The organism is Amycolatopsis acididurans (genome assembly GCF_012328925.1).
GTDB lineage: Bacteria > Actinomycetota > Actinomycetes > Mycobacteriales > Pseudonocardiaceae > Amycolatopsis_E > Amycolatopsis_E acididurans.
Map to the genome: position 1 here is coordinate 81012 of NZ_JAAXLS010000020.1, position 25630 is coordinate 106641.

Here is a 25630-nt window from a genome sequence, read left to right on the forward strand (position 1 = left end):
CACGCCACGATTGCGCCGCCGCGGCCTGACTTGTGCCCGCCCCGACCTGCACGGCGGGCGTCGGCGCGGGACGGTTGCGCCGCAACAGCGGCTCAGTCAGCCGGGTCCCGCCGCAGGCGGGCGTGGAGTGTCATCCGCCGCCCGGCCGACCGGACGAGCGCCACGTTGAAGATCTCGCCGGCGTGATCGCGGACCACCTGTTCCGCGACCATGACCGGGTCACCCGGCCGCAGCCCGAGCAGGTCGGCATCGTGCGCATCGGCCAGTGCGGCTTCGAAAAGACACTCCGTGTCCGCTACGACGAGGCCGGCATCCGCCAGCCGGACGAACCAGTCCGATCGGAACGGCACCTCCGCCACCGCCTGCGCCTGTGGCCGCCGTACGTAGTCGGTGGCCACAGCGAAAGGCCGCTCCGCGACCGACGCGATGTAGTCGACGCACAGCACCTGCTCCCCCGCGGTCCGGCCGAGCAAGCTCGCCAGCTCCGCCGGGGCGGGCACCATCCGTTCCTCGAGCACGGTCGAGCGGATCGGGCCGCCGAGCATGTCCGCGACGGCCGGGTCCTCGACACCGTGATACTCACGCAACGACATCAAGGCGGGGAGATCGAGCACCCGGGTTCCGCGGCCGTGCAGCCGCGTGACGAGACCCTCGTCCCGCAACAGTCCGAGCGCCTGCCGGACAGTCGCCCGCGAGGCGCCGTATTCGCTCATCAGCTCCTGCTCGGACGGAAGCCTCCCGCCGACGGTCCCGTTCCGCACGATGCCCGCACGCAACAGGTCCCGCATCCGGCGTGCCGCGTGATCGGCGTGCGGCCGGGCGCGCTGCGTGCTCAGCCGTCCGCGTGCGCGGGCCGCGTCGAACAGGTCGAGACGATCCGCTCCGTCGTGTCCCGCCATCGGGCCCTCCAGCGTCCGCTCGGTGCCGTCATCCTACTGGAGGCGCCCACGCTGGGAATCGACAGTTGGGTACACAGTGGACTCATCGATCCCCTCCGCGAGCAGCTGCGCGAGATGCATACCCCGCCGTCCCGCGAGGTCGGCGAGCTGCGTCCGGCACGAGAACCCATCGGCCAAAACGGCCACGCCAGGGGAAACTCGCTCGACCGCGGGCAACAGCTGTTGCCGGGCAACCGCGACGGAGACGTCATAGTGCCCCTTCTCGACACCGAAGTTCCCGGCGAGCCCGCAGCATCCGGACAGGCGCTCGACGTCGGCGCCGGTCCGGTCGAGGAGCGCCGCGTCTGCGTCCCAGCCCAGGACGGCGTGGTGATGGCAATGCGGTTGCGCCACCACCTGGCGGCCAGTCAAGGACGGCGGTTCCCAGCCACGCTCGGCGAGCAGCTCGGCCAGCGTCCGCGTGGCGGAGCGGATTTCCTTGGCCACATCCGTGGCGAGCAACTCGACGGCGTCTGAACGCAGCACCGCGGTGCACGACGGTTCCACCCCCACCACCGGCGTGCCCGGCGCTGCCGCCTCGCGCAGCGCAGTGACAGTTCGGCCCAGGATCTTCTTCGCCGCATCGAGCTGCCCGGTGGAAATCCAGGTCAGGCCACAGCACTCTTGCCGCGAGGTCAGCCGCGGCCGGTACCCTGCGGCCTCGAGCACCCGCACGGTCGCGACCCCGACCTCTGGACTGAACCAGTTCGTGAACGAGTCGACGAACAGTACGACGGGGGCCCCGCCGGGCCGGCGTTGCGCGGTGGTGCGGGCGAACCACGACCGGAAACTCTCCCGCGCGTAGTCCGGGACGCGCCGTCGCGGGTCGACACCGGCGGCCGACAGCGCCAGCGGACCGATGACTGGCATCCGGGCACCGGCGTTGACGACCCGTGGCATCCGGCCGGCCAGCCGGGACCAGCGTGGCAGCCAGCCGAGCGTGTAGTGCGACATGGGCCGGATCCGGCCCTTGTAGGCCTGATACAACGCTTCGGCCTTGTACATCGCCATATCGACGCCGGTGGGACAGTCCGAGGCGCAGCCCTTACACGCCAGGCACAGGTCGAGCGCATCGCGGACCGCAGGAGATCCCCACCCGTCCACCGTTGCGGAGCCGCTGAGCATTTCCTGAAGTACCCGGGCGCGGCCGCGGGTCGAGTCCTTTTCGTTCCTGGTGGCAAGGTAGGACGGGCACATCACGCCGCCCGCGGCGGAGTTGTCGGCCCGGCACTTGCCGACCCCGGTGCACCGGTGCACCGCCTGTGTGAAGTCGCCACCGTCCTCTGTGTACGCCCAGGCCAGGCCGGTGCGCCGGGGCAACGCGGCCGGGACCCGCAGGTCCGCGTCCAGCGGGCGTGGGTCGACCAGAACGCCGGGGTTGAGCAGGTTCTCCGGATCGAAGACCGCCTTGACCTGACCGAACAGGCGGATCGCGGCGGGCGAATACATCCTCGGGAGCAACTCGCTGCGCGCCCGGCCATCGCCGTGCTCGCCGGAGAACGAGCCGCCATAGCCCGCCACCAGCGTCGCCGCCGCCTCGATGAACGACCGGAACACCGACACGCCTCCGGCGCGGCCCAGCGGGAGGTCGATGCGGATATGCAGACACCCGTCGCCGAAATGGCCGTACGGCAAGCCGGTCACGCCGGACTCCCGCATCAGACGGTCGAAGTCCCGCAGGTAGTCCCCGAGTCGCTCAGGCGGCACGGCCGCGTCCTCCCAGCCCGCATGAGCGGGCAATCCGGCTGGGCTGCGCCCGGCGAGCCCCGCACCGTCCGCGCGGATCCGCCACAGCGCCGCCGCTCGTACCGGATCGTCGACCACAGCCGAGTCGATCACGTCACACGCACGAGCGAGTTCCGCCGCCCGGCCGCGCAACTCGGCGCGGTCGTCGCCCGCCAGCTCGACGAACAGCCAAGCCGCACCTCGGGGTAGCTCGGGCACGGCCTGCTCGCCGCGACGTGCTCGCAGGACGTCCACGATCCGGGCGTCGAGCCCCTCACAGGCGGTCGGGTCGAACGGCAGTGTCGCCGCGGCAGCGTCACCCGCCGCGGCGATGTCGGCGAACCCCAGCGCGACCAGCACCCGGTGCGCGGGCTCGGTGACAAGACGCACCGTCGCCTGCGTGACCAGGCCGAGTGTGCCCTCGCTGCCGACGATGGTGCGCGCGACGTCGAAACCGCGCTCCGGCAGCAGGTTCTCCAGTGCGTAACCCGACACTTGCCGGCGCAGTCGGCCGAACTCCGTGCGTATGGTGGCGAGATCGCCGCGGACGACGTGGTCGAGCGCGTCGATCACCCTTGGCCGCTGCCCTGGCCGGCCCTGCCTGGACAGCCGGAGCAGCTCGCCACTCGCGGTCACCAGATCCAGCCCGAGGACGTTTTCCGATGTGCGGCCGTAAGCCAGGCTCCGCGTGCCACAGGCGTCGTTGCCGATCATGCCGCCGATGGTGCACCGCGACGAGGTGGACGGATCCGGTCCGAACCGCAGGCCGTGGGCCGCGGTCGCTCGCTGGAGGCGGGCCTGCACCACCCCGGGCTGCACCACCGCCGTCCGCGCGTCCGGGTCGATTTCGATCACGCGGTCCATGTGCCGGCTGAAGTCCAGCACCACACCAGCGCCGACGGCGTTGCCGGCCACCGAGGTCCCGGCACCTCGCGCAACCACAGGGACACCGAGCTCACGGCATACGGCCAGGACGTCGAGCACCTCGTCGGCGGCCCGTGGCCGCACCACCACCGCGGGCTTGAGCCGGTAGAGCGAGGCGTCGGAGGAGTAGGCCGCGCACGTGGCCGGGTCGTCCGCCACATCGCGCAGACCGGCTCCCCGCAAGGCGGCCGAAAGCTCTGTTTGGTCGACCATGCGCTCCCCATCTCCTGCCGAATATGGTATTTGACAAAAGATATTACGAGCATTGCGCACCATAAGGGAGCGCAAGAGAGGAACGCTACAGGCCGGAGGTCCTCGGGCGAGGTGAACTCACGCGCTCGCGGTCACTCCGTCGAGCCCCCGCTGCTGAAGATCCTCCACGACCGCTTGACCGACGTTGTGTATGTGGCGCTCCATCGCATACCGCGCCGCGGCGCCGTCGCGCACGTCGAGTGCCTTCAGGATGGCGGCGTGATCCTCGATCGAGTGCGTCCAGCCCTCCACGTTCGGATTCGAACGGCGCGATACCAGCCTGGTCGTGACCGTTACGAACCGCCGCAGCACGTCGGTGGCCGACTTGTTGATCAAACGGTGGAACTCGAAGTTGGCCTCGTGCAGACCCGCCATATCGCCGGCCTCGTTCCGTTCGCGAATGAGGTCATCCAGTTCGTGCAGACGCTGCAGGTCGGCTTGCGACAAGGTCTTGGCGGCGCGTTCGGCCAGCACGCCCGAGAGGAAGGCGTGCAGCAGGTAGTAGTCGCGGATCTCCTCGAGTGTCAGCGCCGCGACCTGGAACGTGCGGTGCGAGTCACCGACGACGAGGCCCTCATCACGCAACCTGCTCAGCGCCTCGCGGATCGGAGTCGTGCTGACCTCGGCCTGTTTGGCGAGCGCGACCAGCTTCAGCGGCTCACCCGGGCGCAACTGGCCGGAAATGATGGCATCACGCAGCCAGTCGACAATCCAGTCCGAGGTCTTTCGTTGCCGCTGGGGTGGCTGGAGGAATTGAGGGCCGGACACGGGCGAAGCTTATTTTTGACTTAATCACAAGTCAAGCTGGCTCGTCTTGCTCAATCTCACGCTGACCTGCGCAGTATCGTCACAGCGCAGTTCCCGGCAGCGCCCAGCACATGCGCCAGGCCCGTCGCGGCCCCACTCACCTGCCGCGGTCGGGCCTCGCCGCGAAGCTGCCGCACGATCTCCACGACCTGCCCGAGATGGGACGCGCCGACAGGCTCCCCCTTGCTTATCAGACCACCACTGGCGTTTACCGGTTTCGGACCACCGATATCCGTCACCCCCTCGTCGATCAACCGCCCTCCCTCACCGGGCCGGCACAGCCCCAGATGTTCGTACGCCTCCAGTTCGGAGAACGCGTCGGTGTCCTGAACTTCGAAGCAGTCGATGTCGTCGGGCCCGATCCCGGCCTCGGCGTAAGCCTTCTCCGCGGCCTTGCTCGTCGGCGGTACGGCGTCGTCCGCGCGAGCACTGAGCGAGTGCATCGGTGCCCGCCAGTCCGCGGAGAAGCCGGCCAGCACCTGCGCACATCCCGCGATCGTTATCTCCGGTCGCGGGTCCGGCGCCGGCCTGTCGCCGCGGGTCAGGATGACCGCCGCCGCACCCTCGTTGGGGGCGCAAATCTCGAGGAGCCTGATCGGATCGCACACCAGCGGCGACGCGAGGATTTCGTCAAGGCTGAACTCCTTGCGATACATCGCGTTCTCGTTGTGCACGCTGTTGCGGTGATTCTTGACCGCGACTTTCGCAATCTGGGTCTCGGTCGTCCCATACTCGTGCATGTGCCGGCTCGCGCGCATCGCCCAGTAGCTCGGGTTCACCGAGAGGCCGAGCTCGATCTGCCACGGCTCGAAGATCATCGCCGGATCCATGAACCCGCGCGGCATCTTCTCGACACCCACGACGGCCACACAGTCGTACTCACCCGCGCGAAGCCCGAGTATCGCCTGCTTCAGGGCCACGCCGCCGCTGGCACAGGCCGCCTCGACGTCGCTGATCGGGATACCGGTCGCGCCCAGCGGCTTGAGCGTGCGGGCGCCAGAGGTGGCCGGAAGGTACATGCTCGCGAAATACGCGGCGTCGACGTCTGCCCACCGCATTCCGGCATCGGCGAGCGCCCGGGTAACCGCGAGCTGGCCCATCTGCGCGGGAGTGACCCCCTCGAACCTGCCGAACGGGTGCATGCCCACCCCGGCGACGACCACGTGCTCAGCGGACACGCTCATGCCTCCTCGAACGAGTAGCCGACCACCGGCGCGCCGCCGTCCACGTACAGTTCCGAGCCGGCGAGCCGCAGCGGCAGCCCGATCTCGAGCCGGTCGACATCCACGTCGATCCTTGCCATGACGCGGACCGCCATGCCGTCGAGTTCGACCAGGCCGAGTGGTTGCGGCACGCGAGAGATGGCGGCTGCCCGCCGGTCGCCGGGCGGCGGGTTCCGCAGGACCGTGAAGGCCCACAGCGTCCCGCGATCACCGAGCCCGATGTCGGCGAGCGCGTCGCTCCCGCAGCGCAGGCACAAGACGTCATCCCGTCCGAACAACGTCTCACCGCAGTCGCCGCAGCGTCGCCCGAGCAACTGCCAGCGACCACTGGACGAACGACCCAGAAACGTCGGAGCCACGGAGCGGGCGTCGGTCACACGTATCCCCAATCGTCGATGTCGGCGCGAATTCGTGCACGGCGCCGAGCCGCAGTGGGCGGACACCGGATCAGCAGTTGACCGCCGTGTACGCGGATCCTAGCATTAGATTTGATCACACACCACATATCAATCACGCGAGTGGTGGTCATCAGTGAGCGATGTGACTCGTCAGCGGCGTGCACGCACGTCGTCCCGAAACCGCAGGAGACATTTCATGAAGGTGCGTGGCGCGGTGTTGCGGTCCACTCCGGGTGAGTTCGAGCTGGTGGAGCTCGAACTCGACGGTCCTCGCCAAGGGGAACTGACCGTGCGGGTCGCCGCATCCGGTCTGTGCCGATCCGACTACAGCATCGCGGCGGGCACGCACCACGTCGAGCGGCTGCCGATGTGCTGCGGGCACGAGGGAGCGGGAACCGTCGTCGAGGTGGGTCCCAACACTCCTGGCTGGGCGGTGGGCGACCACGTCGTGTTGTCCGCTCTCCCGTCGTGCGGCCGCTGCCGGATGTGCGCCACCGGTCGTGGGAACCTCTGCGACCTCAACGCGAGTCTCCTCTACGGGGCCCGGTTCGACGATCCGACGAGCTACCGCATGTCCCTTGCCGGGCAGCCGGTCGGCCAGTGGTGTGGCGTATCGACCTTCGCCGAATACACCACGGTCGGGGTGACCTCCGCGGTAAAGATCGACCCGAGCGTTCCACTCGACAGGGCATGTCTGGTCGGCTGTGGCGTGAACACCGGCTGGGGTTCGGCCGTTAATATGGGCGAGGTCCGGCCGGGCGACACGACGATCGTCATGGGCGCGGGCGGAATCGGGTCGTTCGCGTTGCAGGGCGCCCGCCACGCCGGCGCGACCAACCTCATCGCCGTCGACCCCGTGCCGTTCAAGCGCGAGATGGCCACGACATTCGGCGCGACCCACGCCTGCGAGTCCATCGCCGAAGCGACGGACCTCGCCAAGCACCTGACCAACGGGCAGGGTGCCGATACGACGATCATCACCGTCGGCGAGCTGCAGCCGGCGCACATCGCCGACGCGTACGCCTCGCTGCGCAAGGGCGGCATCTGCGTGATCACCGCTCTCGGGGACACCAAGCACGTCGGGATGGACATCCCGGTCTATGAGTTCACCGTGTTCCAGAAGCGAATCCAGGGCTCGATGTTCGGTGGGGTCGCACCCATGTGGGACATCAGGAAGATGCTGTCGATGTACACCGCGGGCCAGTTGCTGCTCGACGAGGTGATCACGACCACCTACAGCCTCGACGAGATCAACAAGGGCTACCAGGACATGCTCGACGGCCGCAACATCCGCGGGGTGATCGTGTACCCGTGATCTACGCGGTGGCGGCGACCTCGGGCCCGCCGGGCCCGTGAGTGCCCGCGAACGTGCCGAGCTGCCGCTTGATCTCGTTCAGATCATATTGCGTCACGTACCACGACAGCAGTCCGTCGACGAACTCCATGAAGACCACGCAGCCGGTCACGTCGAATCGGCGGTCCGGCGCTACGCCGGGAGGACCGCTGCCGCGGTGGCGATACAGCAGCACCCCTCGCCCGTCCGAGGGCGCGGTGAAGGACTGGATCTCCTCGAACTCCACATCCGGCATGATCTGCCAGATCCGCTCAACGTAAGCGCGAACGTTCTTCCGCCCCTCGATCGGCTCGCGCCAGAACGCGGAATCCTCCCAGATCACATCCGGGTGGACCAGGGCGAGGACCCGGTCGGTGTCGCGCGAGTTCCAGGCATCGAACCAGTCGGTGGCGAACCGGCGGAGGAACGACTGCTCGATTGCCGCGGCGTCCGGGCGCTGCCCGAGCGGCCGACGGGGGTCAGCTGCCGATGTGGCGGCGAAATTCATCATTGAACTCCTTTGAACCACAGTTGACTGCGCCCCGGTAACGCGGCAGTCTTCGGACTCAGGCCATGCCGCCCGCAGCGCACGGGCGACTCCGAGCGGTTGTGCGACCCGCCCTGTGACGGCGCCGCATCATTCCGATCGCATGTCATTGACCACAGATACGCTAAGCCTGATGCCGCTCGTCGGCAAGACCTTCGCCGGTGACCGTTCGCGCCCGCATCCGCCGGACAAAAAGCAACATCGCGATGGCACCGCAGAGCGCCGCACCGGATCCCATCCCATAGGTCGCGGTGAACCCCGCGGCCGAATCGGCGAGGCGCCCCCCGGCCAGCGGCGCAATCACCTGCCCGCTGGCCGCGGCGAGTGTCACCGACGCATAGGCCGTCCCCGTGTCCATGGGCGGCAGCGTCTCGAGCACGTATGCGGTCACGGCGGCCGCGATCCCGCTCATCACCAGGCCGAACACGACGGGCGAGACCATCGCGACAACGGGCGGCCCGGTCGCCACTGCCGCGGACGCGATGGCCATCGCGACGAACCCGGCGACGATCGTCGGCAGCCTGCCCACCCGCGAGTCCGAGGCTCGTCCGAGCAGCAACGCCCCCACCAGGTTCAGGGGACCCATCAGCGAATAGAGATTGGCGGAGGTGGCTACGTCGAGGCCCCAGCGCTCGTGCAAGGCGGCGGTAAGGAAGGTGGCATAGGTACCGTACGCGATGCCATACGCGAGGTAGGCCAGGCACGCCAACCAGAGGACACGCACCAAACGTCGAGCCGGCGACCTGGGCCCCGGCCTGCCCGCGCCTCTGTGCGGCCGGGCAGCTGCCCGGCGCGGCACCCGCGTGGCCAGCGCGAGCGTCAGGCTCGTGACGGCCGCGGCGATCCACCAGACCACACGCCACTGCCCCGGCCCAAGCAGGTGCTCGACGCACCACACGATGCCGCCGTTGGCCGCGATCCCGAACCCGATTCCCGCGAACATCGCGCCCATCGCCACGCCCGTCCGCCCTTCCGGGGCATGATCGGCCGCGATCGGCGCACAGGCGAGCCAGATCCCGGCGCCACCCAAGCCGAGGAACGCCTGAGCGACGCAAAGCGCGGGAAACGACGACACGACAGCGACGGCCACCAGGCCACCGAGCGTCACCGCGAGCCCAAGGCGCAGTACCCGGATGCCGGTGTACCGGCCGCCACACGCCATGAGCAAAGCCGTGCCGCTGACGTAGGCGGCGAGGTTCGTGGCGCTCGCGATCCCCGCACTCTGGTAGTCGCCCAGATAGTCCGCGGTCATCTGTGGCAGCAGGACCGCGAACGTCAGCCTGCCGAAAACCTGCGAGACCGCCGCCGCGAGCACCACCAACGCGAACGGGGGCGCCCACGACGGCAGCCGCGGCGCGTTCCTCCCCCATCGCACTCCTTCAGAGATAGAGCGCGTGCAGTTCGCGCTCGTCGAACCCGGCGGAGCGGTGGTCCAGCTCGTGCACCTGTCCCAGCGACATCGCGTAGGCCCGCTGGGAGATCCGCAGTGCCGCCCGCCCGTTCTGCTCGATCAGCAGGATCGCCTGGCCGGCCGACGCCAGCTCCTCGATGGCGGCGAACACCGCCTTCACCACGATCGGCGCCAGCCCGAGGCTCGGCTCGTCGAGAATGAGCACTTTGGGGCTGCACATGAGCGCCCGGCTGATCGCGACCATCTGCTGCTCACCGCCGGAGAGCTGATGACCTCCCCTGCCCTGGAAGGTCCTGATCGCCGGGAAGAGCTCGAGGATCTCCGCAAAGCGGGCCTGCGCGTCGCCGCGACTCGACGGTGCCCCGAGCATGACGTTCTCCGCCGCGGTGAGCGTGCCGAAGATCCGGCGGTTCTCCGGAACGAGCGCGACGCCTGCGCGCGAACGCCCGGCGGTGGACGTGTGCGTGAGGTCGCGCCCGTCGAGCACGACCCTGCCACCGGAGGCCTTCACGAACCCCGCGATGGCTCCCACCGTGGAGGACTTACCCGCCCCGTTGCGCCCGATCATGCAGGTGATACCCCCCGCGGGAACCGTGAAGGAGATGCCGTTCACCGCGTGAATCCCCTTGTAGGCCACGGACAGGTTCTCGACTTCGAGCATCATTCGACTCCCGCCGGCTGAGGGTCGCCGCGATCTTCGGCGGCGCCCAGGTACGCGTCGATCACCGCGGGGTTGTCGACGATCGTGCCGGGTGCGCCGGCGGCGATCGTGACGCCGAAGTTCTGCACCAGCACGTAATCGGAGATCGAGCAGATCCACCCCACGTTGTGGTCGATGACAAGGACTCCGATGCCCGAGGCCGCGATCGCTCCGACGATGACCGCCAGCTGTTCTGCTTCGGATTCGGGCATACCGGCCGCCGGCTCGTCCAGCAGCACGAGGCCGGGCTCGGTCGCGAGCGCCCGCGCGATCTCGACCCGCCGCTGGAAGGTGTAGGGCAGGTCTGTCGCGATCCGGTCCGCGATGTCGAGGCATCCGGCCATCTCCAAGGCGCCCCATACGCGCTCCCGGTCGGACACCCGGCGGCGCTGGGAACGGGAGCGGCCGGATGCGGCGGCGAGCAATACGTTCTCCCACACGGTGCTCTCGGCGATGAGCCGGCACGTCTGGAATGTGCGGCCGATCCCGAGCCGCGCGATCCGGAACGACGGCAGCGTGTCGATCGGCGTCCCGCCGAGCGTGATCGTCCCACTGTCCAATTTGGCCAGTCCGGCGACGAGGTTCATCACCGTGGTCTTCCCCGCTCCGTTCGGTCCGATGAGCCCGACGACCTTGCCGGTCTCGACGTCGAAGGAGACGCCGCTGACCGCCTTGACCGCCCCGTAATGGCGCGTCACGTTCTCGGCCACGAGGTGCCGGGCGATCCCATCGCCGGCCTTGATCACGTGCGCATCGCCCGACCCGGACCTGGCACGGCGGCGCAGCTTCCGGTGGAGCCAGGCCGCGTCGACCGGGATCGGCGACGTCACCCCACGGGGCAACAGGATCATGATCAGGATCGTCACGATCGCGACGGCCATTCCCGAGAACGTGGCGTACTCCTTGAGCAGCAGCGGCAGGGCCGTCGCGACGTAGGCCCCTACGATCGGCCCGAGGAACGACCGGCTGCCACCGATGACGACCGCGGAAAGCACCACGATGACGAGTGAGAACCCGTACAGCGAGGTGTCGACGGCGAGCTGGTTGCCTGCGTTCGCGGCACCGGCCAGGCCGCCGAGACCGGCACTGATCATCACCGCCCAGAGCTTCGTCCGTGCAACGTCGACACCGCATGCCGCCGCGGCGACCTCGTCGTGGAAGGACGCGCGCTGACGGCGCCCGAGCGAGGTCAGCTCCACGCCGACCACAGCGACCAGGACGACCGCCGCGAGAATCCACAGGACGGTCTCGTCGGCCCAGAACGGGATGCCGATGATGCCGAAGAACCCTCCGGTGAAGCTGTTCCACATGAAGATGACGAGCTGAACGATGATGACGAACGCGAGCGTCGCGATCGCCTGATACGCGCCCCGCAACTTCTCGATGAGCCGCCCGACGATCGCTCCGACGACCACGGTGAGCACGATCGACAAGAGCACCGCGGCGATCGCGGGCATGTGGTACCGCGTCGTCGCGATAGCGGTGGTGTAGGCACCGATGGCCATGAAACCGACCGTCGCGACCGAGTACACACCCGCGCGGAGCACGACGTACTGACTGTAGGCGGCGAGCACCATGAGCAGGAACGCCTGCAAGAAGGCGGAACCGGTGAGAATACTGAAGTCGATCATGAACGGCTCACCGCCTGGGTCAGGACCTTGTCGCCGAGAATGCCGGAGGGTCGCACGATCAGCGTGAGGAAGAGCAGCCCGTAGATGATCAGGTTGACCCCCGGCTGGCTCAGATGGGCGCCACCGACCTGTTGCAGGATCCCGATGATGAACGACGCGATCGCGGTACCCGCCAGGCTGCCGAGACCGCCGACGGTGGCGATGACGAAAGCGATCAGCAGATAGCTGTCTCCGACGGCGACGTTCATGTTGCTGTACTGCACTCCGATCAGCACGCCACCGATGCCCGCGAGCGCACCGGCGACGAAGAACGTGGCGATGCTGACCAGGCTGGGCCGGACGCCGACGCCGGCGGCCATGACCCGGTCCTCGGCCACTGCACGGATCCGCGCCCCCGCCCTGGTCTTGTTGATGACGAACCACAGCGCGAACACGAAAAGGGCGGTGACGATCAGGAGTGCGATATCGAGCCGGGACACGATGCCGAACGCCGGTCCGAGGAACCACCCTGCGTCGGTGAACGAATATGACTCGTGCCCGTAGAGCAGGATCAGGACCGCGTAGATGATCGCCGCGAAGGACAGGGTCACGATCATCGGCCCGAAGTCATTCCCGACCTGGTGCGGGCTCCCCGCCGCCGCCGCACGCCCGATCGGCCGTAGCACGACGAGGTCCATCACGACGGTGAGCAGGCCGGCCCCGACAGCCGCCGCGACGATCGAGACGATCAGTGGGGTTTTGAGCGTGTTGTCGAAGAAAATGCCGACAAAACCGCCGAACACCAGAATCGCGCCCTGGGCGAGGTTCACGGTCCGGAACGTCCCGAACAGCAGCGTGAAGCCGGCGGTGAACAGGAGATAGACACATCCCGCCACAATGCCGTTGAAAACGAGGGTGAGCTGTAGTTCCACTCGCTCCGAACCCCTTCCGTCAGCCCCTTGCGTGCCTGCCAGCGAAAACGCGGCGCTGACACCTGGCAAGCCGTGGCCATCTTTGATCATAAATCAGAGATTGCGAATGGAGCGAGGCTACTTGGATCACCTTCACACCGTCAAGCGACGCCGCAATGTGCGCCCTCGAATACGCTCGGCAAGGTCCTACGCAGGAGAAACGGTCCTCCGGTAACACTTCGGCAACATCGCCGACCGGCCATTGACGTAAGCTACGGCGACACCTATCAATTTGATCACGTACCAAATGTTTCGTGTCTCTTCGACCAATGGAGGTCAAAGCCGATGTCAGTGCTGAGCAAGGCGCGAGGCGCGAAACGGGTTGCCCTGCCCGTTGCCGCAGCGACGGTCGCCATCACGATGGTGGCCGCGTGTTCGTCGGGCGGGAGCGCCGGCGGCTCAACGGGCTCGACCCAGAAGATCGAGATCGGCACGATCTCCGATCTGTCCGGACCCGCCTCCGTGATCGGCCTCGCCGGCCAGGAGGGCCAGAAGATCGCCGAATCGCTCATCAACAAGGATCCCAAGACCTATCTGGGGTCTGCCGACCGGTCCCTCACGCTGAGCTACTCCGATGCGTCCAACGCGCCGGCGCAGGCGGTGACCGTCGCCCGCCAGTACATCCAGGACGGCAAGGTCAGCGGCATTATCGGCCCGCTCTACACCGCACAGGCCCAGGCGCTGGCCCCCATCACGACACAGGCGAAGATCCCGCTGCTGGTGCCCTACACCCCTGGTTCCCAGGCTCTGACGAACCTCGGTGACTTCGTGTTCGCATCGAGCCAGCCGGACCAGCGCACGGTGCAGACCGCGATCACAGCGATGACCAAGCAGTTCCCGAACGACAAGACCATCGGGATCGTCTACGGCAGCGACTCCGCCGCGCACATCCCGCTGGCGGCGTTCGCCAAGCAGGCCATCACAGCGGCCGGACTCACCCCGGTGGAGTTCTCGCTGCCGTTCGCGAGCCTCGACTACAACTCCGCCATCAGCACGTTGCAGAGCAAGGGCGTGCAAGCCATCTACATCTGCTCGAACTCGCCGGCGATCGCGGCGGCGATGCAGCAGGCCGAGCGCAGCAACTACCACCCACACTGGGTGGGCTACTCCACCATGTTCGACCAGAGCGTCATCACCGCCGGCGGGCCACAGGCAGCGGGAGCCATTCTCACCTCCGACTACGACCCGACACTGCAGAAGCCGCTCGCCGACACGTTCCGCCAGCAGTACCAGGCGACCTACCACAAGGCACCCAACTCCTGGGCCGCCCTCGGCTTCCAGTCCGTGATGACCACCGCCGCCGCCATCGCCGCCATCCCCGGCAAGGTCACCGGCCAAGCCCTGCGCGACGCCATGCAGAACGTCAAGGCCACCGCCGTCGTCGGCGATGGCACCTTCACCTTCGACCAACAGCGGCTGACGTCGGAGCCGCCGGCCGTGTTGACGATCAGGGACAACACGTTCCAGCGAGTCAGCGGCAGCTGACCGACCAGCAGCAAGGCGGGGCCGCCCGTTCATCGGCGGGCGCCCCGCCTTGTCACGTACAAACCCGCCCCACCAACGGAAGTGAATGCCCATGCCCTGGACGAGCCGGACCGCCCGCAGCCGACTGGTGTGCGCCGCCGCCATGACCATCGCCGCCGTCGTCGTCACCGCCTGTTCCACGGGCGCCGGTGCCGACGCGGACGCCCAGAAGATCGAGATCGGCACGATCTCGGATCTCTCGGGTCCGGCCTCGCCGATCGGGCTGGCCGGTCAGGAAGGCCAGAAGCTCGCCGAGAAGATGGTCAACGCCGATCCGAAGACCTACCTCGGCTCGGCCGGCCGGTCGCTGCATCTGGACTACGCCGACGCGTCCAACGCGCCCACCCAGTCGGTCACCGTCGCCCGGCAGTACGTCCAGGACGGCAAGGTCGTCGGCATCATCGGCCCGCTCTACCTGGCGCAGGCCCAGGCCATCGCACCGATCACCACGCAGGCCAAGCTGCCGGTACTGGTGCCCTATGTGGCCGGCTCGAACCTCCTGACCGCACTCGGCGACTACGTATTCGTGTCGAGCCAGCCCGACGAGCGCACCGTGCGAACCGCGGTCGCGGCCATGACGAGCCAGTTTCCCGGCGACAAGCTCGTCGGCGTGATCTACGGCAGCGACTCCGGCGGCAACATCCAGCTGGCGAACTTCGCCAAGCAGTACCTCATTCAGGCCGGCCTGACTCCGGTCGAGTTCTCGGTGCCGTACTCCAGCCAGGACTACACCTCCGCCATCAGCACGCTGCAAAGCAAAGGCGTGCAGGCGATCTACATCTGCACCGGCTCCCCGGCGATCGGAGCGGCGATGCAGCAGGCCGAGCGCGGCAACTACCACCCGCACTGGGTGGGCTACTCCACCATGTTCGACCAGAGCGTCATCACCGCCGGCGGACCGCAAGCAGCGGGGGCGATCTTGACCTCTGACTACGATCCCACGCTGGAAACCCCGCTCGCCACGGCCTTCCGCGAGCAGTATCAGGCGACCTACCACAAGGCACCCAACTCCTGGGCCGCCCTCGGCTTCCAGTCCGTGATGACCACCGCCGCCGCCATCGCCGCCATCCCCGGCAAGGTCACCGGCCAAGCCCTGCGCGACGCCATGCAGAACGTCAAGGCCACCGCCGTCGTCGGCGATGGCACCTTCACCTTCGACCAACAGCGGAACACTTCCCAGCCGCCGAAGGTCCTGGCCATCCGCCACGGCAGCTTCCAGCGAGTCAGCGGCAGCTGACCTACGCCGAAGCCGAAGACACCGAGCGCCCGGCTCCCTGTCCGATCGGGCAGGGAGCCGGGCGCTCACTCGTACTGCGGCGACTCAGCGGATGTCGCCGATCACCACCGCCGGGTCGATGTGCAGATCCACCATCAGCGGCAGCTTTCCCTCCGCGATGAGGTCAGGGATGCGCTTGAGGTCACCCGCGGTCCGTACGGTGAGGCCGTGGCCACCGAAGGCGCTGGCCATCGTCTCGAACGACGGCCAGGGAATCAGCGAGAGGGCGGGGTCGATCCCGTACTTTTCCATCTGGGCCCACTCGGCGCCGTAGCAGCGATCGTTGACCACGATCACCACCAGGGGCAGCTTCTCGCGGACCGCGGTGGTGAACTCGATGAGTCCCATCATGGCCCCGCCATCCCCCGCGATCACGACCGTTGGGCGGGTGCGGTCGGCGGCCGAGGCGCCGACGCCGGCGGCGATCCCGAGTCCGATCGAACCGAACGCCGCGGTGTGGGTGAAGGACAAAGGTTCCGGTACGTGGAGGTACTTCCAGGGCGCGATGACGTAGCGGCCGACATCGCTGACGATGACACGGTCGGCGGGAAGGATCTCGTCCAGCTCGATCATCGCGGTGCGGGCGTCGAGGAATTCGGTGGTACTCGCGTCGGTGAAATCGGCACGCGGGTCGCGGGCGGCGAGCCGGTCCGCCAGCGCCGGTGACCGGAACCCGGACGGGCTGTGCCCGGCCGCCTCCAGCTGCTCGGTCATCGCGCGGGCGACGACCGCGGCATCGCCGACGATCCCGGCGGTGACCGGCGTGTAGCGATCGAGCCGCCCCTGGTCGTCATCGACGTGCACGACGGCGCGGCCATCCGCGAGCCAGCCGTGCGCGGTGGTGTACTGGTTCAGTCCGGCCCCGAAAGCGATCACGCAGTCGGACGCTCCGACGGTTTCGATCGCGATGTCGTGGCTGACGGTCCCCAGCACGCCGAGGTCACACGGGTCGCCGCGGAAAAGGTCGCGACCGAGCAGGGTCGTGGCCACCGGCGCGCCCAGCGCGTGCGCCAACGCCAGGAGCGGTTCGCGCGCATCGCACAGCGCGGCACCCCGGCCGGCGAGCACGACTGGGCGGGACGCCGACGCGATGATACCCAGGGCCTCGTCCAGCGCGTCGGGATCGGGCCGTACGGCCTGCCGCTCGGGAATGGGCCCCGGCCTCCGCGGCAGGATCACCTCCCTGGACAAGAGGTGGAACGGGATGTCGAGAACGACGGGCAGCCGGTCTGCCTGTGCGCGCCGGAGGGCGGCGGACAGCTCGTCGGCGACGGTCTCCGCGGCCACGACGCGCCGGTAGTGGGCGCCGGTCGGCGCCACCGCCGCTCCGACGTCGAGCAGCTGGACATAATCCGGCACCGGCGGGGTGTCGCCGGTCAGCAGCACCAGTGGCGTCCGTGAGCGGACGGCCTCCACCAGGGACGTCAGTGTGTTGGTCAGGCCCGGCCCGTGCGTGACCGTGACGACTCCTACGCGGTGGAGACGGCGCGCGTAGCCGATCGCCATCATGACCGCACCGCGCTCGTCGATCGCTCCGATGTAGGAGCCGCCTCCATTGATGAAGTCGGCGACGTATTGCATATTCGCGTCGCCGAGGACGCCGAAGAGCGCCTGCCCGTGGCCGGCGAGTACCTCGGCCACCGCGGCATGAACTGTCGTCATCGAAATCTCCCGGGGTCGTCGTGATGACGGCACGACAACCCCGGGCCCTGCCGCCGAAGGAAAAGGTGGTCAGACCTCCAGTACGATCTTCAGCCGCCCGGCGGCCGGTGCGATCGCGGACTCGAAGGCGCGCTGCGCCTCGGCCACCGGGTAGACGTCGGTGACGTAGCAGTTCATGAGATCCGGGTACCGGCGCAGGTACTCGCCCGCCTGGAGGAGGTAGTTACGACGGTCGAGCGTCGTGCCCGACCGGAGCGTCAGGTGCTTGCGGATCAGCTGGTGCATATTGAGCGGGTACCAGTCGTCGTCGGGCACGCCGAAGTAGTGCACCTCGCCTTGCGGCGCCACCGCCGAGATCGCGCTGGCCAGGGTGCCGACCTGGTGGCCGATGGCCTCGACCACCAGGCCGGGCTGGGCGCCTTCGTGGATCCCGGCAGCCCACCGGTCACACGAGGCGTGCACCGCACGGTCGAGGCCGAACAGGTCCGCGACCTCCGAGCGGCTCACCCGGTCAACGCCGACGACCGACGAGGCTCCCCTCGACCGCAGCACATGCGCGAACAGCAAGCCGATCGGCCCCAGTCCGAGCACGGCCGCGTCCACACCTTCGACCTGGCCCATCTGATCGACCGCGTAGAGCACGCAGGCCAGCGGCTGGAGCATCACGGCCGTACCCGCTGCCAGCGCCGGGTCGTACTCGGCGAGGCTCGCACCGTCGGTGACGACATACTCGGCAAGGCCGTTCATGCCCGTCGCCCAGCCCACGACCTTCGCACCAGTCCGCAGCGCGGTGTCCCGCGACGCGACGACCTCGCCGACGATCTCATGCATTGAGACCCCGATCGGCGTCATCGAGTAGTCGGATTCGTCGTCCATCGGGACGACGTCGTTGCGCGCGCCACGGAAGAACGGCAGGTCACTGCCGCACAGTCCGCCCGCCGCGAGCTTGACCATCACCTGACCATCGAGCAGCGCCTGCGGACCGGGCGCCCCCGCGCTCACCTTGTCGAGCACTGCGGGGGCGCTCAGCCGGAACGCCCACATGTCGGACCCGGTCACGTCACACGGCCACCGGCGTCGGCAGCCCCACCTCGGAGCGTGCGATCATCTCGTCCGGCGGCGCCGGGTGCCGGTAGATCCGCGAGGCATTGCCATAGCAGAGCTTACGAATCAGTTCGGCGTCGAGGCCTTGGAGCTCTCCGCGGATCATCGCCTGACTGTCCGGCCATGTGCTGTCGTAGTGCGGGTAGTCCGTCTCGACCATGACGTTGTCCTCACCGATGAGGTGCAGCATCTGGAAGGCCGAGGGGTCCTCGATCGAGGTGAAGCAGAAGTTGCGCCTGACGATCTCGGTCGGCTCCGGATGATCGGCCGGCCAGCCCTTGCCGATGCCGGTGGTCTGGCGGTACGCACGCCGCAACCGCTCCAGCGCCATCGGCACCCAGGACACACCCGCCTCGGACAGGGCGATCTTCAGGTGCGGGAAGCGGAACAGCACGCCGGAGTACACCCAGTCGATCAATGCTTCGAGGCCGCTGACCGGGAACAGGGCGGTCGTGACCTCCTCGGCCGACGAACTGCTCGGCACCTGCGACTTGCCGGACGAGCCGACGTGCAGGTTGACGACGGTCTGGGTCTCCTCGCAGGCCCGGAAGAACGGATCCCACACGCGCTGATAGACGTTGGGGTAGCCAAGGCCTTCCGGGTTCTCGGAGAAGCTCACCGAGGTGAAGCCGCGCTCGGCGTTGGCGTAAATCTCCTTCGCGGCGATCTCCGGATCAGCCAGCCAGGGCAATTGGCACGGAAGGAAGCGGTTGCGATCGGTACCGCACCACTCCTCGATCATCCACTGGTTGTAGGCGCGCAGGCTCGCCAGCCCGACTTCCGGGTCGGACATCTTCGAGAACCTCCAGCCCGCGAATCCCCAAATCAGCGACGGGAAGCACAGTTGTGCCCAGACGCCGGTGAGGTCCATGTCGTGCAACCGGGCCTTCGGGTCCCAGATCGCCCTGCGGAACTCGTCGAAGTTCGCGGCCGCGATGGCCCACTCCTCCATCGGACGACCCGAGGCTCCGTTGACCATGAGAATCGGTACTTCGACTCCGTCGATCACCCACCAGGGCGCGCCGTTTTCGCCCGGCCCCAAGAACGGCACCTTGTCCTTGAACTTGGCCGGTACTCGTCCCTCGAAGAGGTTCGCCGGCTCGAGGGCGTGGTCGTCCACCGAGATGATCGGACAGAACAGTGGCTCCGCTTCCGGCTCCGGAATGAACGTCACGGTCTGCCCACCCCGCCCGTGCTCGCGCACTTTCTCCAGCAAGTAATCGTCAAGCTTGCCCATGGCGCGCCTCACCCTCTCCCGACGTGTTGATATGTGATCAAGTGTTAGATACCAAGTTATCAATGGAGCCTTCAGGCTTCAAGGGATCCGGCCCTGCTCGGTCGCTCAGCCGTCCCAGCCGCCGCTGAGAAGGTCGTCCATTACCGCCTGGCCGACGTTCTGGATGTGCAGTTCCATCGCCTCGCGCGCTTTGACGCCATCACGTGCTTCGAGCGCCTCGAGGATCCCGGCGTGATCCTCGATGGAGTGGCTCCAGCCCTCCACCTCGGGGTAGGTGCGCCGCGAGACGAGCCGGGTGGTCACGGTGACGAACCGCCGCATGACGTCGGTCGCGCCGCACTCGTTGATCATCCGGTGGAATGCGAAGTTAAGCTCGTGCACGGCGCTCGCGTCGTGCGAATCGCTGCGCACGCGCATCTCCTGGTCGAGCGCCCGAAGCTCGGCCAGGTTGCCCTTCGACAACGCCGTGGCCGCACGCTCGGCCAGCACGCCGGAGAGAAAGGCGTGCAGGAGGTAGTAGTCGCGGATCTCGTCGTGACTCAGGGCGGTGACGCGGAAGGTGCGGTGCGAGTCACCGACCACGAATCCCTCGTCCCGGAGCCTGCTGAGCGCCTCACGTATCGGCGTGGTGCTCAGTCCCGCCTGGTCGGCGAGCGCGACGAGCTTGAGCTGCTCCCCCGGCTGCAAGCGCCCGGCGATGATCGAATCGCGCAGCCAGCCCACCACCCAGTCCGACGCCTTACGGTGCCGCTTCGGCGGCCGGCCGTTCACGCCGCTGAACATTGCCTGACTCCATACGGTTCCCGCCCGCGCGTCAGGGTCGGCCCGGTACTCATCCCTTCGGCCCACCCGCCACGTAGACGACCTGGCCCGAGACAAAGCCGGCGTCCGGGGAGCAGAGGAAACCAGCCACGGAGGCGACATCCTCGGGCGTGCCCGCCCGGCGCACGGGAATCTGCGCGGCCCGCTCCGCGACATAGTCCTCCCAGTCGCGGCCGAGTCTGCGCGCGGTAGCGCGGGTCATGTCACTGACGATGAATCCGGGAGCCACGCAGTTCACGGTGATGCCATATGGCCCGAGCTCCAGCGCGAGCGTCTTGGTGAAGCCCTGGATTCCGGCCTTGGCGGCCGCGTAGTTGGCCTGGCCGCGATTGCCGAGCGCGGACGCGCTGGAGATGTTGACGATACGCCCGTAACCGGCCGCCACCATGGTTTTCTGCACGGCACGCGCCATCAGGAAGCAGCCCCGCAGATGCGTCCGCAACACCAGGTCCCAGTCCTCGTCGGACATCCGGAAGAGCAGGTTGTCCCGGGTCACCCCGGCGTTGTTGATCAGGATCGACGGCGCTCCGAGCTGATCGGTAACGGCGCCGACCGCGGATTCGACCGCCGCGGTGTCGGCGACGTCGACCGCGATCGCCGTCGACGGCATCCCGGTTTCCGCGATCTCGTCGGCCACCCGCGTTGCCCCGGCCAGGTCCAGATCGAGCACCCCGACGGCGCACCCCTGGGCCGCGAGACGCTGGGCGATCGTGGCCCCGATACCCCGCCCCCCTCCGGTCACGATTGCTACCTGCGCCATGCCGAATCCCCTTCCGAGAACAGTTCTGTCGCGTTCACACACGCCCTCCGTCGACGCGGAGCAGTGCACCGGTCGTGTAGCCGGAGTCGTCGCCGGCCAGGTACATCGCGGCTCCGACGATCTCCGCCGGACGGCCGACGCGCTCCAGCGCGGTGGTGTCCTTCATCCGCTGGGCCGTCGCCGTCTCATCCCACGAGCTGGCGATATCGGTCTGGAAGGCACCGCACACGACGCAGTTGACGCGGACCTCGGGTCCGAGCGCCTGCGCGAACCCCTCCGTCAGCGCGTTCAGCCCGGCCTTCGCCGCCGAGTACGGCAGCCAGCCCGCGGCCGGGCGGATGGACGCGACACTCGAGATGTTGACGATCGTCCCCGCGCCGGCGGCCTTCATCCGCTCCCCAGCCAGCGTGGTGAGCCGGAACGGACCTTTGAGGTTGACCCCTATCGTCTTGTCCCAGAGCTCTTCACTGACTCCGACGAGCCGGTCGTAGGTGGGCGAGATACCGGCATTGTTGATCACGCAGTCGAGAGCGCCGAAGCGCTCGTACGCCGAATCGACGAGTCCGGCGATCGCGTCCCAGTTCGCCATGTGACATGCGATGCCGATCGCCTCACTGCCGGTCCGCCAGGTGATGTCCTCGGCGATCTCACGGCACGTTTCAGGCGTGCGCCCGGATATCACGAGCCGGGCGCCGCGCGCCGCGAAGGCATAAGCCATCTCGCGTCCCAATCCGCGCGTTCCGCCCGTTATCAGGACGACTTTGCCGTCGAACTGCCCGGCGGCGCCGGTCATGGCGGCTCCCTTCCCATCAGGTCGAGCCAGTATAGATTTCATCAAACATCACTTGTCAAATAACAGCGCCTGGTCGTAGCCTCCGAATCAGGCGAGGAGTTTCGTACCCCGCCTGTTCCCTGTTTCGCGCGAACACGCGCACGCACAGCCATCGGAGGCGCCTGTGGATTTCCGATACTCCGCGGACGAACTGGAGATCCATCGGTACGCGCGCGAGTCGTTTCGCGGTCACCTCCCGCTCTCCCGGCTCCGCGACGGCCACCGCGAATCGCTCGGCTGGGCGGCGGTCGGAACGGACGGCTGGCTGCACGCCTGCCTGCCCGACGGCGGCGAGTCCGTCGACCTGCCTCTGCTGGCCGGGCTGGCTCGCGAAGCAGGTGCGGTCGCGGCAGGCGAGGAGTTCGTCCAGAACGGCTGGCTGCTCCCGCGCCTTCTGACCAGGATCGAGGATTCCGGGAGCCGCAAGAAGTGGCTGGCGGAGCAGCGGGAACGACCAGGCTTTCTGGCTGGCGGCGCCGAGGTGACGCTCGGCGCCCGGCTGGGGTTCGACCGTTACACCGTGGAGCGGACCGACGGCGAGAACGCGACCCTGCTCCGGGTCAGGGACGCCACCACCGAGACCGAACCAGTAGCCGGCCTGTCCGTCGGCGCGGCGCGGGTGCGCTTGCGTGGCGGTACCACCGACCACACACCCCTGCGGCTGCCCGCGGCTGAGGATGCGCTGACCGAGGCCGGGTCCCGCGTGCTGCGGTCAGCCGCGCTCGTCGGACTCGCCGCCGAGATCCTCGACCGGACGGTCACATACGTCAGCGAACGCGAGCAATTCGGACGCCCGGTCGGGCAGTTCCAGTCGGTCAAGCATCTCTGCGCGGACGTCCACACGGAGACGCAAATAGCGTGGCTTGCGGTGCTTTACGCGGCCGTGGGGTGGGCCGACGACCCGTTCGCGCTCGACCACGCGGCCAACCAGGCGGCCACTACGGCGCTTGCCGCGGCCCGGACGGGAGCGCAGCTGCATGGCGGCATGGGCTTCACCTGGGAGAGCGACCTGCACTGGCTCCTCAAGGCCGCACTCGACGCCCAGCTGGCCATCGGCCCCGCCTCCGCCGCTGCCACCCGCATCGGCGCCGCAATCCTGGAGACCGCATGAACGTCGACGACAGCCCGGTCGAGGCCGAGTTCCGGGCGGAGGTCCGGGCCTGGATCGCGAAATCGATTCCGGACGAGCTGCGGCACGCCTCGACCTTCGAGCAGCGCCTGGAGATCGACCGTGTGCTCTCCGACGGCGGGTACCTCGGCCTGACCTGGGACCGCTCGTACGGCGGCCGGGGGCGCTCGCTGGTCGAGGCGTCGATCCTTGACGAGGAAGCCACGACGGCCGGCATCGAGCTCGCCAAATCGCCCTCACGGATCGGCCAGCAGATGATGGCGCCCGCGGTCATGGCGCACGGTACGCAGGCCCAGCGAGCCCGGTTCCTTCCCCCGGTGCTGAAGGTCACCGAGATCTGGTGCCAGGGCTTCAGCGAGCCGGACGCTGGCTCCGATCTGGCCGGCATCCGCACCACGGCCGTCCGCGACGGCGACGGCTGGCGGATCTCGGGCACCAAGCTCTGGACGACGCAGGCACAGCACGCGGACTGGTGCCTGCTGCTGGCCCGTTCCGACCTCGAGGCACCACGGCACCGGAACCTGACCATGTTCCTGATGGATATGCATCAGCCCGGGGTGCGGGTCTCGCCCATCGAGCAGGCCAACGGTGATGCCGAGTTCAACGAGCTGCACCTCGACGGTGCCGTCGTGCGGTCCGCGACCGTGGTCGGCGAACCAGGAGACGGCTGGCGAGTGGCGATGACCACCTTGTCGTCCGAACGGAGCTACGCGCTGCGTGGCAAGTACGTACTCTTCTCCGCCCAGCTCGCACGAATCGCGGAGCTGATCCGGCGCGCCGGCGCAGCACATCCGCAGCGCGGGACCTGGCAGGAGCAGCTCGGCCGGCTGCACGCGGAGGTGGCCGGTATCCGTAATCTGTCCTACCGGTTCGTCTCCCTGGTCGCGGCCGGCCAGCCGACCGCGGACCTCGGTCCGGTATCGCATCTGTGGTGGGCCGCGACCCACCAGCGGCTGGTCGAGTTCGGGTATCTCGTCGCGGCGGCGGTGGGCGCCAACGTCGACTACTGGTATAAGGCGTGGATCGACGCCAGGGCCGAGAGCATCTACGGCGGGACGGCCCAGATCCAGCGCAACATCATCAGCGAGCGGCTGCTGGGGCTGCCGCGATGACGGCGATACCGCTGCCCGCGCCGGATGCGGACACCCAGCCGTACTGGGACGGCGTCGCGGCGGGCGAGCTGCGAATCCAGCGATGTCGCGACTGCCGCCGCTACCAGCATTTCCCGGCACCGATCTGCGCTGCTTGCGGCAGCTTCGACACCTCCTTCGAGCCGGTCAGCGGGCGCGGCGCGGTGGAGTCGTTCGTCGTCGTGCACCACGCCACCTCGCCTGCCTTCGCGGCACGAGCGCCCTACGCGGTCGCATGGATAGAGCTGTCCGAGCAGGCGCATCTGCGGGTGCTCAGCGACATCGTCGGGTGCTCCCCGGACGACGTGCACATCGGGCTCGAGGTCGAACTGGTCGTGGACCACAAGGGCGACGGACCGGAGGGCATCTCCATCGCGCTCCCCCGCTTCCGTCCACTTCGGAGGGATCCGTCATGACATCGTCGAACTGGGGCCGCTGGGGCGAGGACGACGAGCGCGGGGCCGCGAACTTCGCCACTCCCGAGGTACTACTGGCCGCGCTGTCGGCGGTCCGCAGCGGCGTCGTCGTCTCACTCGCCGACGAGATCCGCCGCGACCGGGTTCCGGTTGCCCCGGCCCGTACCCCGGCCACCCATCTCATGAGCCTCGACGGTGGCGACTTCGCCAGCGGCTACAACATCCACGGCAGCAGTCACGGTGTGGCCGACGACTACCTGTTCATGGCCTGCCAGGGCACGACGCACGTCGACGCGCTCGGCCACCTGTGGTACGACGGCGCGCTCTACAACGGGTTCCCAGCGGACAAGGTGCGAAGCTACGGTGCCACCCGGCTCGGCATCGAGAATCTGGGCCACCTGGTGACGCGTGGGGTGTTCCTCGACGTTGCGCGGTACCTGGGTGTGCCGCACCTCGCCGACACCCACGCCATCTCGGCCGACGAGTTGCGTGCCTGTGCGAGGGCCGCGGGGGTTTCGATCAGGGCAGGCGACGTCGTCGTGGTCCGCACCGGGTGGCGGGCCGTGTTCGACACCGACCCTGCCCGGTACTTCGCGACCTCGCCCGGCATCGGCCTGGACGCCGCGCGTTGGCTGGCCGAGCAGCAGATCGCGGCGATCGCGTCGGACAACGTGGCCGTCGAGGTGCAGACCGCCCACGACCGGTTCGAGGGTGGATCCGTGGCGCCCGAGTGCCACAAACTGCTCATCCGAGACTGCGGCACTTACCTGATGGAACTGCTGAACCTGGAAGAACTCGCCGAGCACGACGCAGGCGAATTCCTGTTCGTGGCCGCACCGCTCAAGATCCGCGGTGCGGTCGGCAGCCCACTGAACCCGCTGGCCGTGCTGTGAATCAGC

23 protein-coding genes are annotated in these 25630 nt (G+C 68.3%); 7 read left to right on the plus strand and 16 right to left on the minus strand.

All coding sequences use genetic code 11. From position 1 onward, the window contains the following. Positions 1 to 92: 92 nt before the first annotated feature. From HFP15_RS25045 to HFP15_RS25065, 5 genes are all read right to left on the minus strand, one after another. Positions 93 to 899 (minus strand): GntR family transcriptional regulator, encoded by an 807-nt coding sequence (locus tag HFP15_RS25045; protein WP_168519188.1) that lies wholly within the window; start codon positions 897 to 899, stop codon positions 93 to 95. Between the two features lie 33 nt (positions 900 to 932). Next, positions 933 to 3800: an FAD-binding and (Fe-S)-binding domain-containing protein gene (locus tag HFP15_RS25050; protein ID WP_168519189.1), complete on the minus strand. Its 2868-nt coding sequence runs from the start codon at positions 3798 to 3800 to the stop codon at positions 933 to 935. A 117-nt stretch (positions 3801 to 3917) separates the two neighbouring features. Further along, positions 3918 to 4607 carry a GntR family transcriptional regulator gene (locus HFP15_RS25055; RefSeq protein WP_168519190.1) on the minus strand — a complete coding sequence of 230 codons (690 nt, stop codon included), beginning with the start codon at positions 4605 to 4607 and terminating at the stop codon, positions 3918 to 3920. A gap of 56 nt (positions 4608 to 4663) precedes the next feature. Beyond that, on the minus strand, positions 4664 to 5809 hold the full coding sequence (locus tag HFP15_RS25060) for a thiolase family protein (RefSeq protein WP_210717820.1): 1146 nt from the start codon (positions 5807 to 5809) through the stop codon (positions 4664 to 4666). A gap of 17 nt (positions 5810 to 5826) precedes the next feature. Further along, positions 5827 to 6147 carry a Zn-ribbon domain-containing OB-fold protein gene (locus tag HFP15_RS25065; RefSeq protein WP_168519192.1) on the minus strand — a complete coding sequence of 107 codons (321 nt, stop codon included), beginning with the start codon at positions 6145 to 6147 and terminating at the stop codon, positions 5827 to 5829. Between the two features lie 316 nt (positions 6148 to 6463). On the opposite strand from HFP15_RS25065, the gene HFP15_RS25070 reads away from it, so the two are divergent. Beyond that, the gene (locus HFP15_RS25070) at positions 6464 to 7582 is read left to right on the plus strand and encodes an NDMA-dependent alcohol dehydrogenase (RefSeq protein WP_168519193.1); all 1119 of its coding nucleotides are present in this window, start codon (positions 6464 to 6466) and stop codon (positions 7580 to 7582) included. Between the two features lies 1 nt (position 7583). Here the strand turns inward: HFP15_RS25070 and HFP15_RS25075 are convergent, their stop codons facing one another. The 5 genes from HFP15_RS25075 to HFP15_RS25095 all read right to left on the minus strand — a co-directional run bounded on the left by HFP15_RS25075 (position 7584) and on the right by HFP15_RS25095 (position 12800). Then, on the minus strand, positions 7584 to 8108 hold the full coding sequence (locus HFP15_RS25075) for a nuclear transport factor 2 family protein (RefSeq protein ID WP_168519194.1): 525 nt from the start codon (positions 8106 to 8108) through the stop codon (positions 7584 to 7586). 163 nt (positions 8109 to 8271) lie between these two features. Then, on the minus strand, positions 8272 to 9522 hold the full coding sequence (locus HFP15_RS25080; RefSeq protein ID WP_168519195.1) for a YbfB/YjiJ family MFS transporter: 1251 nt from the start codon (positions 9520 to 9522) through the stop codon (positions 8272 to 8274). 4 nt (positions 9523 to 9526) lie between these two features. After that, complete coding sequence (locus HFP15_RS25085; RefSeq protein WP_168519196.1) at positions 9527 to 10222, minus strand: ABC transporter ATP-binding protein; 696 nt, start codon at positions 10220 to 10222, stop codon at positions 9527 to 9529. Further along, positions 10219 to 11889 carry a branched-chain amino acid ABC transporter ATP-binding protein/permease gene (locus tag HFP15_RS25090; protein ID WP_168519197.1) on the minus strand — a complete coding sequence of 557 codons (1671 nt, stop codon included), beginning with the start codon at positions 11887 to 11889 and terminating at the stop codon, positions 10219 to 10221. The genes HFP15_RS25085 and HFP15_RS25090 overlap by 4 nt, the downstream gene beginning before the upstream one ends. Beyond that, positions 11886 to 12800 carry a branched-chain amino acid ABC transporter permease gene (locus HFP15_RS25095; RefSeq protein ID WP_168519198.1) on the minus strand — a complete coding sequence of 305 codons (915 nt, stop codon included), beginning with the start codon at positions 12798 to 12800 and terminating at the stop codon, positions 11886 to 11888. Before HFP15_RS25095 ends, HFP15_RS25090 begins: the two co-directional genes overlap by 4 nt. 324 nt (positions 12801 to 13124) lie before the next feature. Between HFP15_RS25095 and HFP15_RS25100 the strand changes: the two genes are divergently transcribed. After that, positions 13125 to 14324 carry an ABC transporter substrate-binding protein gene (locus HFP15_RS25100; RefSeq protein WP_168519199.1) on the plus strand — a complete coding sequence of 400 codons (1200 nt, stop codon included), beginning with the start codon at positions 13125 to 13127 and terminating at the stop codon, positions 14322 to 14324. A gap of 91 nt (positions 14325 to 14415) precedes the next feature. Next, positions 14416 to 15600 (plus strand): ABC transporter substrate-binding protein, encoded by a 1185-nt coding sequence (locus tag HFP15_RS25105; RefSeq protein ID WP_168519200.1) that lies wholly within the window; start codon positions 14416 to 14418, stop codon positions 15598 to 15600. Positions 15601 to 15684: 84 nt separating this feature from the next. Here HFP15_RS25105 and HFP15_RS25110 read toward each other — a convergent pair whose 3' ends face one another. From HFP15_RS25110 to HFP15_RS25135, 6 genes are all read right to left on the minus strand, one after another. Beyond that, a complete protein-coding gene (locus tag HFP15_RS25110; RefSeq protein WP_168519201.1) occupies positions 15685 to 17301 on the minus strand; it encodes a thiamine pyrophosphate-binding protein in 1617 nt (538 codons plus the stop codon). Positions 17302 to 17370: 69 nt separating this feature from the next. After that, positions 17371 to 18360: a zinc-binding dehydrogenase gene (locus HFP15_RS25115; RefSeq protein ID WP_210717821.1), complete on the minus strand. Its 990-nt coding sequence runs from the start codon at positions 18358 to 18360 to the stop codon at positions 17371 to 17373. Between the two features lies 1 nt (position 18361). Further along, positions 18362 to 19705, minus strand: coding sequence for an amidohydrolase family protein (locus HFP15_RS25120; protein ID WP_168519202.1), 1344 nt, complete (start codon positions 19703 to 19705; stop codon positions 18362 to 18364). 42 nt (positions 19706 to 19747) lie between these two features. Continuing rightward, the gene (locus HFP15_RS25125) at positions 19748 to 20425 is read right to left on the minus strand and encodes a GntR family transcriptional regulator (RefSeq protein ID WP_168519203.1); all 678 of its coding nucleotides are present in this window, start codon (positions 20423 to 20425) and stop codon (positions 19748 to 19750) included. Between the two features lie 49 nt (positions 20426 to 20474). Continuing rightward, positions 20475 to 21224 (minus strand): 3-oxoacyl-ACP reductase FabG, encoded by a 750-nt coding sequence (fabG, locus tag HFP15_RS25130; RefSeq protein WP_168519204.1) that lies wholly within the window; start codon positions 21222 to 21224, stop codon positions 20475 to 20477. Positions 21225 to 21258: 34 nt separating this feature from the next. Further along, the gene (locus HFP15_RS25135; protein ID WP_168519205.1) at positions 21259 to 22017 is read right to left on the minus strand and encodes an SDR family NAD(P)-dependent oxidoreductase; all 759 of its coding nucleotides are present in this window, start codon (positions 22015 to 22017) and stop codon (positions 21259 to 21261) included. A gap of 163 nt (positions 22018 to 22180) precedes the next feature. On the opposite strand from HFP15_RS25135, the gene HFP15_RS43950 reads away from it, so the two are divergent. From HFP15_RS43950 to HFP15_RS25155, 4 genes are read left to right on the plus strand one after another with little or no spacing between them, the layout of a single operon-like run. Continuing rightward, positions 22181 to 23167, plus strand: a complete 987-nt coding sequence (locus HFP15_RS43950) for an acyl-CoA dehydrogenase family protein (protein WP_168519206.1) — start codon at positions 22181 to 22183, stop codon at positions 23165 to 23167. Further along, complete coding sequence (locus tag HFP15_RS25145; protein ID WP_168519207.1) at positions 23164 to 24297, plus strand: acyl-CoA dehydrogenase family protein; 1134 nt, start codon at positions 23164 to 23166, stop codon at positions 24295 to 24297. Before HFP15_RS43950 ends, HFP15_RS25145 begins: the two co-directional genes overlap by 4 nt. Further along, positions 24294 to 24731, plus strand: a complete 438-nt coding sequence (locus HFP15_RS25150) for a Zn-ribbon domain-containing OB-fold protein (protein WP_168519208.1) — start codon at positions 24294 to 24296, stop codon at positions 24729 to 24731. The genes HFP15_RS25145 and HFP15_RS25150 overlap by 4 nt, the downstream gene beginning before the upstream one ends. Continuing rightward, positions 24728 to 25624, plus strand: a complete 897-nt coding sequence (locus HFP15_RS25155; protein ID WP_168519209.1) for a cyclase family protein — start codon at positions 24728 to 24730, stop codon at positions 25622 to 25624. The genes HFP15_RS25150 and HFP15_RS25155 overlap by 4 nt, the downstream gene beginning before the upstream one ends. Positions 25625 to 25630: the final 6 nt, after the last annotated feature.